14 protein-coding genes are annotated in these 15,745 nt (G+C 56.4%); 3 read left to right on the top strand and 11 right to left on the bottom strand.

All coding sequences use genetic code 11. The features are described 5' to 3' along the window. The first annotated feature begins 2 nt into the window (after positions 1-2). Both ML541_RS02755 and ML541_RS02760 read left to right on the top strand, forming a co-directional pair. Positions 3-1,364, top strand: coding sequence for a sodium-dependent transporter (locus tag ML541_RS02755; protein WP_243370524.1), 1,362 nt, complete (start codon positions 3-5; stop codon positions 1,362-1,364). Between the two features lie 21 nt (positions 1,365-1,385). Next, the gene (locus tag ML541_RS02760) at positions 1,386-2,042 is read left to right on the top strand and encodes a fumarylacetoacetate hydrolase family protein (RefSeq protein ID WP_243370527.1); all 657 of its coding nucleotides are present in this window, start codon (positions 1,386-1,388) and stop codon (positions 2,040-2,042) included. A 304-nt stretch (positions 2,043-2,346) separates the two neighbouring features. Here the strand turns inward: ML541_RS02760 and ML541_RS02765 are convergent, their stop codons facing one another. From ML541_RS02765 to glyQ, 8 genes are all read right to left on the bottom strand, one after another. Next, entirely contained in the window at positions 2,347-5,055 is a 2,709-nt protein-coding gene (locus ML541_RS02765; protein WP_243370529.1) for a choice-of-anchor D domain-containing protein, read from the bottom strand. Positions 5,056-5,158: 103 nt separating this feature from the next. Then, on the bottom strand, positions 5,159-5,605 hold the full coding sequence (locus ML541_RS02770) for a YaaR family protein (RefSeq protein ID WP_243370531.1): 447 nt from the start codon (positions 5,603-5,605) through the stop codon (positions 5,159-5,161). Positions 5,606-5,635: 30 nt separating this feature from the next. Beyond that, the gene (locus ML541_RS02775) at positions 5,636-6,517 is read right to left on the bottom strand and encodes a radical SAM protein (RefSeq protein ID WP_243370533.1); all 882 of its coding nucleotides are present in this window, start codon (positions 6,515-6,517) and stop codon (positions 5,636-5,638) included. A gap of 13 nt (positions 6,518-6,530) precedes the next feature. Beyond that, positions 6,531-6,743, bottom strand: a complete 213-nt coding sequence (locus ML541_RS02780) for a hypothetical protein (RefSeq protein WP_243370535.1) — start codon at positions 6,741-6,743, stop codon at positions 6,531-6,533. A 78-nt stretch (positions 6,744-6,821) separates the two neighbouring features. Beyond that, on the bottom strand, positions 6,822-7,022 hold the full coding sequence (locus ML541_RS02785; RefSeq protein ID WP_243370537.1) for a cold-shock protein: 201 nt from the start codon (positions 7,020-7,022) through the stop codon (positions 6,822-6,824). 149 nt (positions 7,023-7,171) lie between these two features. Next, positions 7,172-9,832, bottom strand: a complete 2,661-nt coding sequence (gene ppdK, locus ML541_RS02790; protein ID WP_243370539.1) for a pyruvate, phosphate dikinase — start codon at positions 9,830-9,832, stop codon at positions 7,172-7,174. 178 nt (positions 9,833-10,010) lie between these two features. Next, positions 10,011-12,077 carry a glycine--tRNA ligase subunit beta gene (gene glyS / locus ML541_RS02795; RefSeq protein ID WP_243370541.1) on the bottom strand — a complete coding sequence of 689 codons (2,067 nt, stop codon included), beginning with the start codon at positions 12,075-12,077 and terminating at the stop codon, positions 10,011-10,013. Continuing rightward, positions 12,077-12,952: a glycine--tRNA ligase subunit alpha gene (gene glyQ / locus ML541_RS02800; protein WP_243371120.1), complete on the bottom strand. Its 876-nt coding sequence runs from the start codon at positions 12,950-12,952 to the stop codon at positions 12,077-12,079. Before glyQ ends, glyS begins: the two co-directional genes overlap by 1 nt. A 226-nt stretch (positions 12,953-13,178) precedes the next feature. On the opposite strand from glyQ, the gene mutM reads away from it, so the two are divergent. Next, positions 13,179-13,994 carry a bifunctional DNA-formamidopyrimidine glycosylase/DNA-(apurinic or apyrimidinic site) lyase gene (gene mutM / locus ML541_RS02805; RefSeq protein ID WP_243370543.1) on the top strand — a complete coding sequence of 272 codons (816 nt, stop codon included), beginning with the start codon at positions 13,179-13,181 and terminating at the stop codon, positions 13,992-13,994. Positions 13,995-14,048: 54 nt separating this feature from the next. Here mutM and rplI read toward each other — a convergent pair whose 3' ends face one another. Genes rplI through rpsR form a run of 3 tightly spaced genes read right to left on the bottom strand, consistent with a single transcriptional unit; the run spans position 14,049 to position 15,743 of the window. After that, complete coding sequence (rplI, locus tag ML541_RS02810) at positions 14,049-14,492, bottom strand: 50S ribosomal protein L9 (RefSeq protein ID WP_243370545.1); 444 nt, start codon at positions 14,490-14,492, stop codon at positions 14,049-14,051. A gap of 21 nt (positions 14,493-14,513) precedes the next feature. Further along, positions 14,514-15,455 (bottom strand): YybS family protein, encoded by a 942-nt coding sequence (locus tag ML541_RS02815; RefSeq protein WP_243370547.1) that lies wholly within the window; start codon positions 15,453-15,455, stop codon positions 14,514-14,516. A 12-nt stretch (positions 15,456-15,467) separates the two neighbouring features. Further along, entirely contained in the window at positions 15,468-15,743 is a 276-nt protein-coding gene (rpsR, locus tag ML541_RS02820) for a 30S ribosomal protein S18 (protein ID WP_012646659.1), read from the bottom strand. Between the last annotated feature and the right edge of the window lie 2 nt (positions 15,744-15,745).

A 15,745-nucleotide genomic window follows, 5' to 3' on the forward strand; every position in this document is an offset into this window, starting at 1 on the left:
CAATGATCCAGTCCACATCACCGACCCACAAAAGGGGTCTCTGGTCCAGCCGCCTCGGATTCATCATGGCCTCGGCCGGTTCGGCCATCGGCCTCGGCAACATCTGGAAATTCCCTTACATAACCGGCATGCACGGCGGCGGAGCCTTTGTCCTTTTTTTCATCTTCTGCATCGTTACGGTGGGCATCCCGCTGATGATCGCCGAAATGATCATCGGCAGGCACACCCGCAAGGACCCGGTGGGGGCATTCAGAAAACTCAATCAAGGCCGGTGGGTGTTGGCCGGATGGCTCGGCATCATCGCCGGTTTCCTCATTCTCTCCTATTACTGCGTCATTGCCGGCTGGGCGGTCAATTATCTGTGGCTCGCCCTGCAGGGAACCTTCACTCCGGAGCACGCGGCAAAGGTGCCTCAGCTTTTCACCGGCCTGCTGGCCAGCGATGTGAGACAGCTCTTCTGGCAGGCGGTTTTCATGGGCATGACGGTCTTCATTGTCATCGGCGGCGTCAAGAGCGGTCTGGAGCGGGCCAATAAGATTATGATGCCGGTCCTCTTCATGATCCTGGTGATTCTCGCCACCATGGGGCTCAGATCCCCCGGCGGCACCACGGCCCTCTCCTTTCTCTTTTCCCCCGATTGGTCCAAGCTCGATCCCCCGGCCATGCTGGAAGCGCTCGGTCATGCCTTTTTCAGCCTCAGCCTGGGCATGGGAGCCATGCTCACCTACGGCAGCTATGCCGAGGAAAAGACCAGCATTCCCAATGTGGCGGTGACCGTTTGCTTCATGGACACCCTGGTGGCGCTACTCTCGGGTCTGGCCATCTTCCCCATCGTCTTTACCTACGGCATGGAGCCAGCCGCTGGACCAGGACTGGTCTTCAAGACCCTCCCTATCCTCTTCAGCCAGATGCCAGGAGGTGTGCTGATCGCCGTGCTTTTTTTCCTGCTCCTGGTCTTTGCCGCCCTGACCTCCAGCATTTCCCTGCTGGAAGTTGTAGTCGCCTATTACTGCGATGAAAACAAATGGGGGAGAAAAAAGGCGACGCTCATCATGGGGGGAATCATCTTTCTGGTCGGGGTGCCCTCGGCCCTGTCCAACAGCATGCTCAAGGACCTGCACTTCATCGGCGGGCGCAACTTCCTGGATTCCATCGACTTCCTCTGCACCAACTATATCCTCCCCTTGGGTGGGCTGTTCATCGCCATTTTCACCGGCTGGGCGCTGACCCGCGGGCTTGCCAAGGGAGAATTGGAAAAGGGGGCGGTACGATTCCATCTCTATCCCGCCTGGCATTTCCTCATCAAGTACGTTTCGCCGGTGCTCGTGGCACTGGTGTTTCTCAACAAGGCGGGGTTCTTTTGACCCTTATTTGAGAGGTAAAACATGAAAACCATCACCATAAACGGCACAGGGAAAGAGTACCGGATCGGCAAGATACTCTGCATCGCCCGCAACTACGTGGATCACATCAAGGAGTTGAGCAACGAGACCCCACAGGCGCCGGTCATCTTCATGAAACCGGTAACGTCGGTCATTTTCCAGGGGGAATCCATCGTCATCCCCCCCCACTCCAACGATTGCCACCACGAGGCCGAACTGGCCGTGCTCATCGGCAAGGGGGGCAAAGGCATACCCGCCGGAAACGCGCTGGAGCACATTGCAGGCTACGGCCTTGCCATCGACCTGACCCTGCGGGATGTGCAGACGGAGTTGAAAAAGAAGGGGCTGCCATGGGATATCGCCAAGGGCTTCGATACAGCCTGTCCCCTCTCCGGCTTCGTCACTGCGGAAGCGGTGGTCGATCCACAGGATCTGCAGATAAGGCTTGCGGTGAACGGCGAGCTCAGGCAGGACGGCCACACCTCCCTGATGATCCACACTGTTGCTGCCATGATCAGCTACATGTCCGGCATTTTCACCCTTGAAGAAGGGGATATCATTCTCACAGGGACCCCGGCTGGGGTCGGCCCGGTCAGGTCGGGAGACAGCATCGAAGCGGAGATACCCGGCGTGGGGCAGCTACAGATAAACGTAGCGTAATCATATTATTATAATTCTTGCATTCTTGACTTTTCCGGCGCCAAGACGTTAACCTCCTCATTAAGATAAATCCTGTGGAGGTGACCATGGAGTCGAAAAAGATCTGCCCGGACTGCCAAGCAGAGATGATCCTGCTCCCCGGCTGAGGCGGCCTCTTCTGGCGGTGCCAGAAGTGCGGCAGGAAGCTGTCGGCCGGAGGCGGCGATAGCAATGGTGGTAGCTGCGGCTGTAATTGAAGGTGCAAAAGAGGCCTGCATTCCAAGGGAATGCAGGCCTCTTTTATTTACTGAGCCGCTGGATCGAGCTACAGCAGCTGAATGTTGTCCAGGACCAGTGTCCCATTGGCGATGGTCAAGGCTCCCTGAATGGTCGTGTACCCAGTTTGCCCTGCAAAGGTCGTGTCTGACCACCCGCCGCTCAAGGTCAAACTGACACCTGGGCGGTTCATGACGGCATACTCCGCATAGGTAATGGTGGTAAGGGTAATCGTGCCGTTGGCCGCGGCGGTATCCAAGAGGCTTTGCAGGGTCGCCAGGGTGAAAGTTGCCGTGGCGTTGACGGCGTTGTTCAGGGAGATGAAACAGGAATTCCCCATGGTCATGGGACAGCCGCTCCAGCCGGAAAAGGTGGCATTGGCGGCGGGATTGGGGGTCAGGGTAATGGAGGTGCCGGCAGGGTACGCGCCGCAGAATACTGCCGACGGTGCGCAGGTCAGCCCGGCATCCACAGCTGTCGGGGCGGAAACGGAAATGGTACCGCTGCCGCTGCCGGCGAGATAGGCCGAAAGGGGATAGGCGCCACTTCCAACAAGAGCGACATTAACCACAGGTGATGCCGTGGAATTTGACGAAATATCGAGAGTGGCTGCATAGTCCTGTCCGGAGGATGGAGCAAAGGTCACATTGACCGTGCAGCTCCCTCCGGGGAATATGGTTGGGGTCAGGCTGTCACAGGTGCCGGGAGCGATACTGAAAGCGGCGGCACCGGTACCAGCGACGGCAATGGAACTGATGATCAGGTTGGAAGCCCCGCCGTTGCCGATGGTGACGGCCTGGGTGGTTGAGTTTTGTGCCGCAACTCGATAGCCCAGATTCAAGGCAGCCGGCGACACAGAGATATCCTGGCTACTGGTCGCTGCGAAAACCCCGCCACCCCAAGTTCCCGCATATAGTGTCGGCGGCAATGTCCCGCTCAAGGCAAAGGCATAGACGTCGCCGTTGGTCAGACCGGTTCCCACGGGACTCCAGGTAGCGGCGTGATCGCTGCTGGCAAAGACGCCCGTCTCGGTTCCTGCGTAAAAGGTAACGGGAGCGGTTGTTGTCGCCGTGAGATTGTAAACCATGATTTGCCCTATGCCGCTGCTTGCCAGGCTCCAATTGGCACCACCATCGCTGCTTTTGTAGATGCCGCCGCAGGTGGCAGCGTAGAGGGTGGTTTCCAGAGCGGGATCGGCAGCCAGACCGTAGACGACCCCGCATGGGGCAAGGCCGGCATTGCTCTGGGTCCAGGAAACGCCGCGGTCGCCGCTGCGGTAGAATCCGCTGTTGGTCCCGGCATAAACAACGGAATCGGCCGCTGTCAAAACAGCAAACACCTCGGCGTTGGAGGGAATGCCGTTAGCCAAGGCGCCCCAGCTGCTGCCGGCATTGGTGCTGATGTAGATCCCGCTGCCGGTGCCGACATAGAGGCGCTGCGGGTCTACCCCATCCATGCCCAGGGCATGCACCTGGGCAGAGGAGATGCCGGCGTTGGCCGCCGTCCAGGTCGCCCCGCCGTCAGTAGATTTGAACACGCCGGATTGCCAGGTACCGGCATAGAGCTGGCTAGGAGTTGCGTGATTTAACAGCAATGCCTCCACGTCCGTATTAGCCAGCCCGTTGGTGCTCAAAGTCCAGTTGGTGCCGCCATCGGTACTTTTATAGAGGCCATCGTTGGTACCGATATAGACCGTTGCCGGCGCTACGGAATCGGTCACCACCGACTGAATGAAAGTGTTGCCCAGCTCTTGATTGGTGCTCTGCCAGAGGCTTCCACCATTGCTGCTTTTGAAAACGCCCCCTCCCATGGTTCCGCTAAAGAGCGTGGCGTAGCCGGCGTCGGCAGGATCATAGATCAGCGACTGGATGGCGAGAGTGGCAACGTCTCCACCGACAGGGGTCCAGGTGCCGCCACCATTGACACTGCTGAAGATGCCGGCAGTGGTACCCGCGAAGACCGTATCCAGGTTGGCCGGATGGGCAACGACGGCATGTACCGAACTGCCGGCAAGGCCGGCGGAGGTCCAGGTCATGCCGTCGCTGCTCACAAGGACACCGTTATCGGTGGCAGCATAGATTTTTTTCTGACCAGGCCCCGGGGCTAAAATCGCCAAATCCCGCGTCCAGCTCGTGCTCACAACCTGGCTCCAGCTGGTTCCGCCATTATCGCTCCGAAAGATGCCGTTGGCAGTTCCCGCATAAAGGGTGGTGGCCACATCCGGATCTATGGCAAAGGCATATACCTGGGCGGTAGTCATCCCGCCATTGGCTGACTGCCAGGTGACCCCGCCGTCACTGCTTTTGTAAATGCCGTTGCCGAAGGTACCGGCATAGATGGTCCCGACAGGATCGACCCCGAGGGCAAAACCGGTTGCCGGCGCAGCACTGAGGCGCGCCCAGCTGCTTCCTCCATCGGTAGTTTTATATATGCCGCTGTCATAGGTTCCCGCATAGATGGTGGCCGGTTGCGCTGGGTCTGCCACCAGAGCAAGGACGGTGGGATTCCCTAGGCCGTTGTTGGCGGCACTCCAGGTGACACCGCCATCACTACTCTTGAAAACACCGCCGGAATGGGTGCCGGCATAGATGGTGGACGGGGGAATTGCCAGCAGGCATTCCACATCGCCATTCCAAGGGCCGAGGCTGGTCCATTGGTTGGCGGCGCTGGCAGTGTTCGGAGTAAACCAGCTGCTGCTACAGAAACAAAAAGTCATCAGGAAGAACAGGACGGAGAATCTTTCCTTCACCAGTGTCATGAAACCCTCCTGCCCAGCCCATTACGGGGCTGGAATAATGAGAATAACATCTTCAGCCTGCGCCATTTCCTTAGCAACTACGATGCCGACAGCAATGGGGACATCACAGGAGGAAATCGACCACCAGCCCCTTGATCTTCATGATCTGTGCGGTGATCTTGATGTGGTTCTTCTGCTCCTGCATGATCAGGTGGTAGAGGGCATCCGCTTCCCGGTCAATGACGGTGACGACCTCGTGACAGCGCTGACCTGGACTGCCAGCGATTTCCAGTCGGTATGCTTCAGAGGTGACTTTCTTTGCGAAAGCGGAGATCAGGCTGCGAAAGCGCTTGAAGTTGACGATGGTCGGTTCCTGCTCCAGGCTGTCCCCGGCCAGATCTATCTCCTCCTTCAACTCTTGCAACTGCCCGGCATAATCGTCGGCATCCCGGGAGATCATCCCCAATTTTCTGGCAAAGGGGGAGCCTGCGGCGCCGCCGGCCTTACTGGCGGAGCTACCCTTGGTCCGTTTCTCGATCTGCCGTGATCCCGATTTTTCGTTAATGCGCATCAGTGTCTCCTGCACAGGTATCCATACACATCAATAGTACTCTTCAGCATACTCGGGGGGAGCATCCGCGTACCTCGGGATACTCCGGGCATAGACAATTGCGGTATCCACCTCTGCCACCAACCGCAAGCGGTCCTTCGGGTAGGTGCCGGCCAGGTTGAGGAAATTGGATACATGGTTGGAGCGGAGAATGGTTTTCTCCGGATTTAGACAGGAAAGCAATTCCCGGGCCTCCAGGAGCAGTTCACCTCGGGTGCACTGGCGGAGAGTCCTGATGAAGTCGTCATTATGGCGGTGGAAAAGGGTGAGGAGTGAAAAATATTCAGGATTGACCCCGTTGACCCACGCGGCGGTGGCTTGGGCGTGGCAGAGACTCCGGTCTCGGCCGGCAAGCCCGAGGATGGCGGTGACGGAAATCTTCATGCCTGCAGTCCGAGCCTTCAACGCCTGTTCAGCCATCTCGTCAGCGCTGAAACCCTTGTTGATCGCCGCCAGTGTCGCATCGTCCCCCGATTCCAGGCCGAAATATACGATGCGCAGCTTCTTCTGCCGTAAAGCGGCTAATTCATCGATCGTTTTGCCCGTGAGGCTGGCGGGGGACGCGTAGGAGCCTACCCTGGTCAGCTGGGGAAAAGTCAGGGAGAGGTGATCGAGGATTCGGATCAGGCGATCGAAGGGATAGACCAAGGCATCACCGTCGGCAAGAAAGACCCGGTTCACCTGGGACCGGTAGGCGGCCGGCATTGAATCAATCTCCGCCAGGACCTCGTCAAGGGGCTTCAGTCGAAACGGCTTTCCCTTGTACATTCCGCAAAAGGTGCACCGGTTCTGGGAGCAGCCGATGGTGATCTGGAAAATGAGGCTGTTGGCCTCACTGGGGGGGCGAAAAAGCGGTTCAATGTAGTTCGGCATGTGCACATCCAGTTTATTTCAACGTTTTCAGCCGTTCCTCGGCGATCCTGCCGTACTCGCCCGTCGGATACTTCCTGAAAATCTCTTCATAGAGCTGTTTTGCATGCTCCAGGTTATGCTGCTTCTCCTCGAACTGTGCTGTTTCCAGCAGTTTCTTACCTTGGTCGCCGGAACAGCCGCCAAGGCCGAATGTCCCGACAGCCAGAAGCAATAGCAGATGCCGCATGGTTACCTCCTGATCAAGACCTGTCCAAACAAAAAAGCCCCGAATCGCTTCGGGGCTTTTGTCGTTGAGACTTGATGATTAATCCTTGGTGACGTTAGCCGCCTGCGGCCCTTTCGCTCCCTGGATCACATCGAAGGTCACCGCCTGCCCTTCGGCCAGCGATTTGAACCCGTCACCCTGTATGGAGGAAAAATGAACGAAGACATCTTCGCCGTTTTCCTGCTCGATAAACCCGAACCCCTTCGCATCATTGAACCATTTCACCACACCTTTTGCCATGCTTCGCTCTCCTGTTACAACCGCGTGTTCTTTGAATAGGGCTTACTCCGGGGCCCGCGGAATCTCCTGCGTATTTACACCGTTTTGCCGAAAGGGTCAAGATATTTGATGTGGAGGCGTGGTCCACCACGCCTCCACGAAACAAACGGTCAGTTTTCGCCCAATGCCGCATGGGCAGCGGCAAGGCGGGCAATGGGCACCCGGAAGGGCGAGCAGGAAACATAATCGAGACCGATTTTATGGCAGAAGATGACCGACTCGGGATCACCGCCATGCTCACCGCAGATGCCGAGCTTGATCCCCTGTCTCGTCGCCCGCCCTTTTTCGCAGGCAATCTTCACCAACTGGCCGACCCCGTTCTGATCCAGGGATACGAAGGGATCGTTCTCCAAAAGCCCGCTCTCCACGTAGAAGGGGAGGAATTTGCCCGCGTCGTCGCGGGAGAGACCGAAGGTAGTCTGGGTCAGGTCGTTGGTGCCGAAGGAGAAGAATTCCGCTTCACGGGCAATCTCGTCGGCGGTCAGGGCGGCGCGGGGAAGCTCGATCATGGTGCCGATCAGGTAGTCGATTTTCACGCCGTACCTGCCCATGACATCCTCGCAGACGGCAATGGCATTTTCACGGAGCGTTTTCAGCTCCTTGTCCACGGCCACCAGGGGTATCATGATTTCCGGGACGATCTGGAAACCCTCGTTCTTCACCAGCTCGCAAGCAGCCTCCATGATCGCCTGGACCTGCATGTCGTAGATCTCCGGGAAGGTAAGTCCCAGGCGGCAGCCGCGGTGGCCAAGCATGGGGTTGAATTCGTGGAGGTATTCCACCTTGTTCTTCAGCACCTTCGGCGTCACCTTCATGGTTTTCGCCAGGTCATCGATATCTTTGTCCTCCTGGGGGAGGAATTCGTGGAGCGGCGGATCCAGGAGGCGAATGGTCACCGGCAGCCCTTTCATCTCGCGGAAGATGCCGATGAAATCACCTTTTTGCATGGGAAGAATCTTGGCCAGTGCCTTGAGCCGTCCTTCCACATCGTCAGAAAGGATCATTTCCCGGACCGCGGCAATACGATCGGCCTCGAAGAACATATGCTCCGTCCGGCAGAGGCCGATCCCTTCGGCGCCGAATTCCCGGGCGACCTTTGAATCCTTGGGGGTATCGGCATTGGTCCGCACCTTGAGCCTGCGGAACTTGTCCACCCAGCCCATGAGGGTGGCGAAATCGCCGGTCATCTGCGGGGCGACGGTGGGCACGGCCCCTAGCATGACTTCACCGGTGGAGCCATCCAGGGTGATGACGTCACCCTTTTTGACCACTACCCCGCCGTTGGCGACAAATTGCCCTGCATTATAATCGACCTTGATATCGCCGCAGCCGGCAACACAGCATTTGCCCATACCGCGGGCGACGACGGCAGCATGGGAAGTCATGCCGCCCCGGGCGGTGAGGATGCCCTGTGCCGCATGCATGCCGTGGATGTCTTCGGGGCTGGTTTCAACCCGCACCAGGATCACCTTGTGACCGATCTTGGCTGCCGATTCCGCCTCGTCCGCAGTGAAGACCACCTCGCCCGAAGCCGCACCAGGTGAAGCAGGCAGACCCTTGGCGATGAGCTTTTTCGCCGCATTGGGGTCCAGGGATGGGTGGAGCAGCTGATCTAGCTGGTTCGGGGCGACACGCTGCACCGCCGTTTTTTCGTCGATCAACCCCTCCTTGACCATGTCCACCGCCACTTTGATGGCTGCAGAGGCGGTGCGCTTGCCGTTACGGGTCTGGAGCATGTAGAGCTTACCCTTTTCGATGGTGAACTCGATGTCCTGCATGTCCTTGTAATGCTTCTCCAGGATAGAGCGAATCTCCACAAGCTGCTTGTAGCAGTCGGGCAGGGTCTCCTCCATGGAAGGAAGGGGGCTGTCGCCATTGGCCTTGTTGATGGGCTGGGGGGTGCGGATACCGGCAACCACGTCCTCGCCTTGAGCGTTGATCAGGTATTCGCCGTAGAAGTAGTTCTTGCCGGTGGATGGGTCGCGGGTAAAGGCGACGCCGGTGGCGCAGTCATTCCCCATATTGCCGAAAACCATGGACTGGACGTTTACCGCAGTCCCCCAGTCAGCAGGGATGCCGTTCAGCTTGCGGTAGGTAATGGCCCGCTGGTTCATCCATGAGCCGAAGACGGCGCCGATGGCACCCCACAGCTGTGCCTGGGGTTCTTCTGGAAATTCCTGGCCCAGGGTCTCCTTGATCTTCGCCTTGAACTTGCCCACCAGCTCCTTCCAGTCAGCGGCGGTCAGGTCCGTATCCAGGTGGACCCCTTTTTCTTCCTTCTTTTTCTCCAGGATATGCTCAAGTTCGTCCTTGTCCATGCCCATGACCACGTCCGAATACATCTGGACGAAACGGCGATAGGCATCGTAGGCAAAACGTTCGTCGCCGCTCTGGGCAATGATCCCTTGGACGGTGGTATCGTTAAGCCCCAGGTTGAGAATGGTATCCATCATACCGGGCATGGAAGCACGGGCACCAGAGCGGACCGAAACGAGCAGCGGATTTTTGGCATCGCCAAATTTCTTCCCCATCAGTTCCTCGACCTGGCGCAGATTCTCAGCCACTTCCCCATTGAGGCCGGCAGGATAGTTGCGATCGTTCTTGTAAAACTCGGTGCAGACCTCGGTGGTTATGGTAAAGCCAGCCGGGACCGGCAGACCAATGCTGGTCATTTCGGCCAGGTTTGCCCCCTTGCCCCCGAGCAGGTTTTTCATTTCCGCGCGACCTTCCGCCTTGCCATTGCCAAAGAAATAAACATACTTTGCTGCCATCTCTTTCCTCCTCTTTTTTTTCCCTGAAACCTTTCTAAAGATACGGTCTCCATCCGGTTTTTCAAGGGCTGATTTTTATTAAAAGTCAACGGTTCTTCATCATCATTAAAAAAATTTCAGGCATATTCAAAGATGCTTTAGCCAGATTAAAAAGACAAAAAAACCGCTTGCCTTTCGGCTAAGCGGTTAGTTTCGCGAAGTCTGCTATATCTCGAAAGAGACTTTTTATTTCATGCAAGAGCGCCAGTCGATTGTTTCTTACCTTTTCGTCCTCAGCCATGACCATGACCTTGTCGAAGAATTCATCGACCGCCACTTTGAGTGTTGAAATCTGGGTCAGCGCCTCGAGGTAATTTCCTGCCGCAATATTTTCATTGATTCCATTGCGTATACTAAGGTAGGCACTGTATAACTGGCCTTCAGCTTTGTCCTCAAAAGCATCCTCAGAGACACCTATTACTACCACGGGGCCTTTAACAATATTGCTGACACGCTTAAATGCTGCTGCGAATGGTTCAAAATCGGGTCGATTCTTAAATTCAGACAGGGCTCGTATCCTCGAAGTGGTCTGGACAAGGTTATCAAAGGAAACAGCGACAACGGCCTCAACAACATCTGCGGGAAAACGATCCATCATTAAATTTACGAATCGCCCCTTGAAGAACTCAAGAACATCTCTATAAACATCACCTTCATCACGGGTTAGTTTAGTTTGAAGTAAATTAATAGCGGCTCTGATGAATTCGCTTAAAGAATCATTATATTTCTTTTCGATTATTATATTGATGATTCCCAAAGCAGACCGACGTAAGGCATAGGGATCAGCCGAGCCAGTTGGAACAAGACCAACCCCAAAGCAACCACAGATGGTATCCATTTTATCAGCTAAGGAGAGAAAGGCCCCAATATCGGAGGCAGGAAGTTCGCCACCTGCCTGAATAGGCAAGTAATGTTCGGCTATAGCATTTGCCACCTCAGCATCTTCTCCATCATGCAGTGCGTATTCTCGCCCCATGATGCCCTGTACTTCTGGAAATTCTCCGACCATCCCAGTAACCAAGTCAGCTTTACAAAGCTTCGCAGCCCTGCCTACTTTGTCTATGAACAGCGCATCTCGTTTATGGGCTAGCCATTTTGCCAATTGCTTGAACCGCTCCATCTTTTCATAAGAGGTACCTAGTTTGGCTTGGTAAACGATGCTTTTCAATGCCTCGACGCGCTTTTCCAGAGGGACCTTCTTGTCCTCCTCAAAGAAGAAGCGGGCATCGGAAAGACGGGCCCGCAGGACCCGCTCGTTTCCCTTGACGACCACGGTGGGGTCTTCGGTCAGGGTGTTGTTGATGGTGATGAAGCCTGGCATAAGTTTGCCCGCTCCGTCCACCAGGGAGAAGTAACGCTGGTGCTCACGCATAGAGGTGATCAGCACCTCCCGTGGTACGGCCAGAAAGTCGGCGGAGAAGGTGCCGTGAACGGCACTGGGGTATTCTACCAGATAAGTTACCTGCTCCAGCAGTCCCTCATCGGGGAGCACGTTTCCGCCGGCAGCTTTTGCTACTCGCTCGATTTCCCGGCGGATAATTTCCTTGCGCTTTTCCGGATCGGGGATGACGAAGTGCCGCTCGCACTCCTCAAGGTAGTGACCGAAATCGCGGACCGGGAAGGGGGCGTTGGCCATGAAGCGATGGCCGCGGGACATGGAGCCGCTCTGGATATTGCCGAAGACGAATGGCACGACGGTGCCGTCAAAGAGGGCGACAATCCAGTGCATGGGGCGGGCGAAACGCACATCCTGGTCTCCCCAGCGCATGGACTTCTTAAATGGAATAGCGTTGATCAGCCGGGGAAGGATCTCCACAAGCAGGCCTGCAGTGGCGACACCGATCTCTTTCTTTGTCACCGCCACGTAGTCCCCTTTTTCCGTGGCAACAATGGCCAGGGCAGAGGCATCCACCCCCTGACCGCGGGCAAAACCCTCCCCTGCCTTGGTGGGGGTACCGTCCGCGTTAAAGGCAACCTTCCTTGCCGGCCCCATTGTGGTAATTTCCGCGTCAGTCTGCTGCTCGGCAACATCTTTGACCACCAGGACAAGGCGGCGGGGCGTCGCCATGGTCCTGACCTCGCCGAAGCCGATACGGGCGGTTTCCAGTTCTTTTCTGATCAGCCCTTCCATGTCGGCCATGGCCTTGGGCAGGAAGCCGGCTGGGATTTCCTCAGTCCCGATTTCAAGGAATAACTCTTTTGCCATTAGCGGCCTCCTTTCAAAAGCGGGAATCCGAGCCGCTCACGCATCTGCATGTACCCCTCGGCACAGAGCCTGGCCACGTTACGCACCTTGCCGATATAGGAGGCGCGCTCGGTGACGGAAATGGCACCCCGCGCATCAAGCAGATTGAAGGTATGGGAACATTTCATGACATAGTCGTAGGCAGGCAAGACCAGCCCCTTCTCCACCAGGCGGATGCACTCCTTCTCGTACATTTTGAAGAGCTGGAGGAGCATCTCCACATCCGCTTCCTCGAAATTGTAGGTGGAAAATTCCACCTCGCTTTCATGGTGGATGTCGCCGTACTTGACCCCCTTCACCCACTCCAGGTCGTAGACATTGTCCACCCCCTGCAGGTACATGGCGATCCGCTCGCAGCCGTAGGTAATTTCGGACGACACCGGTTTCAGGTCAATGCCCCCTGCCTGCTGGAAATAGGTGAACTGGGTAATTTCCATGCCGTCCAGCCAGACCTCCCAGCCAAGCCCCCAGGCACCAAGGGTCGGCGACTCCCAATCGTCCTCCACGAAGCGAATGTCATGCTGGTTGGGATTGATGCCGAAGGAGCGGAGTGAATCCAGGTACAGGTCTAGGATGTTCATAGGGGAGGGTTTCATGATGACCTGGAACTGGTAGTAATGCTGCAAACGGTTGGGATTCTCACCATAGCGGCCGTCCGTGGGCCGTCGGGAGGGCTCCACGTAAGCCACGTTCCAGGGCTCCGGCCCCAGCACCCGAAGAAAGGTGGCGGGATTGAAGGTTCCAGCACCCTTTTCGCAGTCATAGGGCTGCTGAATGACGCACCCCTGCCCTGCCCAGTATCCCTGAAGGGAAAGAATAAGATCCTGAAAGGTCAGCACACTACCTCCTCGGCGCACAACGGAATTCTATTTTAATCTGTGTAAAAGCGGATTTGATGGCAGTGAAAAAAGTATACTGTATACAGCAGGTTAGACGCGGTAGCTTACAATTTAAATGCCCTAGTGTCAAGGATTATCGGTGCTTGATTAAAGGGCAGCATCTTGATTTTACCAGCCATTTTTCCCTATACTCGTTTTTCATTCAGTTGAGGAATTTTGCGCCATGCCCGAACTTCCCGAAGTGGAAACCATACGCAGCCAGGTGATGCCGCACCTGGTTGGTAGAAAGATCGTCCGCGCCGTTGTCCGGACCTTAAAGCTGCGCCACCATATTCCCCCGGATCTGAATGCGCTTGTGGCAGGACAAGAGATCATCTCCCTGGATAGGCGGGGCAAGTATCTCCTCTTGCGCTGCACGCGGGGAACGATCATCGTTCACCTGGGGATGACGGGAACCCTCTTCGTCGCCCCCACCGGTATTCCGGCCGCAAAGCACGATCATCTCGACCTGGAGCTGGATGATGGTTACCTGCTGCGCTTCAGGGACCCCCGCCGCTTCGGCACCATAGCCTGGACAACAGATTCCCCCCTTGAACATCCACTACTTGCCCTCCACGGACCGGAACCGTTGGGAAATGCTTTCAGCGGCGGTTATCTCCTGGAAAAATCGGCAAGAAGAAAGATCCCCGTAAAGCAGCTACTCATGGACCAGCAAGTCGTCGCGGGCATCGGCAACATTTATGCCGGCGAAGCCCTCTTCCGCGCCGGCATCCGCCCACAGACCCCTGCCAGCAGTTTGTCCCGAGATCGCTGCTACTCTCTGGCGCAAGCCATCAGGGAAGTAATTGCGGAGGCTGTAAAAGCCGGCAAGGAAAGCATTACCGGTACCGTCACCGGTGATGCCCCCTCCGGCTACTTTCCCTACCGCTTCCAGGTCTACGGCCGGGGCGGATTGCCCTGTTTACGCTGTGGAACGGCTGTCGAGACTATCCGCCTGGGGGGAAGGTCCACCTATTTTTGCCCCCATTGCCAGAAATAGAAAAAGGCGGCCGGATTTCCCGTGCCGCCTTTTTAATAGGACCAACTCGCCTGATTATGCCTTGGTAATGGTCACCTTGAGGGTGGCGTTCACCTCGGGGTGAATCCTGACAATGGCAGTGAAGTCGCCAAGCTGCTTTATCGGTTCGGCAAGAACGATCTTCTTGCGGTCGATCTCGATCCCTTGGGCCTTGAGGTTCTCAGCAAGTTCCATGTTGGTGACGGCGCCGAAGAGTTTCCCTTCTTCGCCAGCCTGATGGCTGAGGGAAAGGGAGATGCCTTCGATTTTTGCCGCCAGGGCTCTTGCCTGCTCCAATACTTTATTCTTCTTGTATTCCAGATGCTTCTTGGCATGCTCCAGCGCCTTGGCGTTCTTGGTGGTTGCTTCCAGGGCAAGACCTTTGGGAAGCAGGTAGTTGCGGGCATAGCCGGGGGCAACCTTGACGATGTCGCCAATGTGGCCCAGATTGTCCAGATTTTCCTTGAGAATGACCTTCATGTTTTTCCTCCTAGCCTGAATTTACAGGTTTTCCTTGTTTTTTGTGGTGCGAAAGTCGCCCCATAAATCGAATATACCCAATGCTGCCACCGCCAACGTCAGAAACGGCTGCAGGGAAAGCAGCAGGTAAAATATGAGTCTTACAAAAAACGGTACGGCAAAACGCTCGAAGGCGTAAAGCATCACCGCCATCCCCTGGATGAAATAGGCTGAGAGGGTGACGATCAGCAGATTGAGGGCCGGCAGCTTTACCATGCCGTTGTCGATCAGCATGGCAAACCCGGCGGCAATCAAAACCCAGACCAACTGGTCCGGGTTTTTGAATTTCTTGAAGTCCCCCAGGTAGAGGGGCAGCGCCCCCCGGATTGCCAGCCGTTTCAGAACCAGGATATTGATGCCGGCGATGAAACCGAGGCTCACCGTAATGAGCGAGGGATAGGTCCTGGTAATGAAATCGCCCGCCTGCTCCATTGACTGGCGCAGAGTCTTGAGCTCGTCCGCCCCCACACCGGCCTTGCCGTAAAGGGAGGCAGTCTGGGAAATGCTGTTGTGTATTCCCTTGACCACCTGCTGGTGAATGTTGCCTCCGGTGGTCAGCGAGAATACAACCGCAGCAGCCGCCATGACGACGACATTGATGGCTACCGCATAAACAATGGACCTGCTCCCCCCCTTGTTGCGGGAGAGAAATTCGGCTACCGCCACGGTAATGATCCCGCACTGGAGTATATAGACCACAACGGAAGCCGGATCGTACGCAGCCAGTACCGCCAAGGAAACAGCGGCTATCCCGTAGCCTACCGCTCTACCCCCCTTGAGGAAATAGAAAATGCCCGGCGCGGGGGCCAGAAGCCCCGGGAGCAGGCCGAAAAGCGGCAGGGTGAGGTAGGCGAGGAAGAGCGCCAGGGTTATGACGCTCCCCTTGACAATATCCAATGCAGTCCCCGATACGGGAAGCTTCATTTAAACCTACCGTTACTGGGCTGCATGGCTGCCGGCAATGGGCAGCAGTGCGATGTTTCTGGCGCGCTTGATCGCTTCGGTGATCTCACGCTGATGCTTGGCGCAGTTGCCGGAGATCCTTCTCGGAATGATCTTGCCACGCTCGCTGATGAAGTAGCGGAGGGTACGCGGGTCCTTATAGTCGATGGTTACCTGCTTGTCCGCACAGAAGCGGCACACCTTACGCCGCTGAAAAGGTCTCTTTTTGCGGGGACCAGTGCTTCTCTGGGGTGCTCTTTCGTCGCTCATCT

This window comes from Geotalea sp. SG265, from assembly GCF_022808985.1.
Classification (GTDB): Bacteria; Desulfobacterota; Desulfuromonadia; order Geobacterales; family Geobacteraceae; genus Geotalea.

Bases quoted from the DNA above. Each gene is read 5' to 3' on its own strand.
- ML541_RS02785 (WP_243370537.1), bottom strand. From the start codon at position 7,022: ATGGCAAAAGGTGTGGTGAAATGGTTCAATGATGCGAAGGGGTTCGGG.
- ML541_RS02780 (WP_243370535.1), bottom strand. From the start codon at position 6,743: ATGCGGCATCTGCTATTGCTTCTGGCTGTCGGGACATTCGGCCTTGGC.
- mutM (WP_243370543.1), top strand. From the start codon at position 13,179: ATGCCCGAACTTCCCGAAGTGGAAACCATACGCAGCCAGGTGATGCCG.
- glyS (WP_243370541.1), bottom strand. From the start codon at position 12,077: ATGGCAAAAGAGTTATTCCTTGAAATCGGGACTGAGGAAATCCCAGCC.
- rplI (WP_243370545.1), bottom strand. From the start codon at position 14,492: ATGAAGGTCATTCTCAAGGAAAATCTGGACAATCTGGGCCACATTGGC.
- ML541_RS02765 (WP_243370529.1), bottom strand. From the start codon at position 5,055: ATGACACTGGTGAAGGAAAGATTCTCCGTCCTGTTCTTCCTGATGACT.
- ML541_RS02770 (WP_243370531.1), bottom strand. From the start codon at position 5,605: ATGCGCATTAACGAAAAATCGGGATCACGGCAGATCGAGAAACGGACC.
- ML541_RS02775 (WP_243370533.1), bottom strand. From the start codon at position 6,517: ATGCCGAACTACATTGAACCGCTTTTTCGCCCCCCCAGTGAGGCCAAC.
- ML541_RS02755 (WP_243370524.1), top strand. From the start codon at position 3: ATGATCCAGTCCACATCACCGACCCACAAAAGGGGTCTCTGGTCCAGC.
- ML541_RS02815 (WP_243370547.1), bottom strand. From the start codon at position 15,455: ATGAAGCTTCCCGTATCGGGGACTGCATTGGATATTGTCAAGGGGAGC.
- ppdK (WP_243370539.1), bottom strand. From the start codon at position 9,832: ATGGCAGCAAAGTATGTTTATTTCTTTGGCAATGGCAAGGCGGAAGGT.
- rpsR (WP_012646659.1), bottom strand. From the start codon at position 15,743: ATGAGCGACGAAAGAGCACCCCAGAGAAGCACTGGTCCCCGCAAAAAG.
- ML541_RS02760 (WP_243370527.1), top strand. From the start codon at position 1,386: ATGAAAACCATCACCATAAACGGCACAGGGAAAGAGTACCGGATCGGC.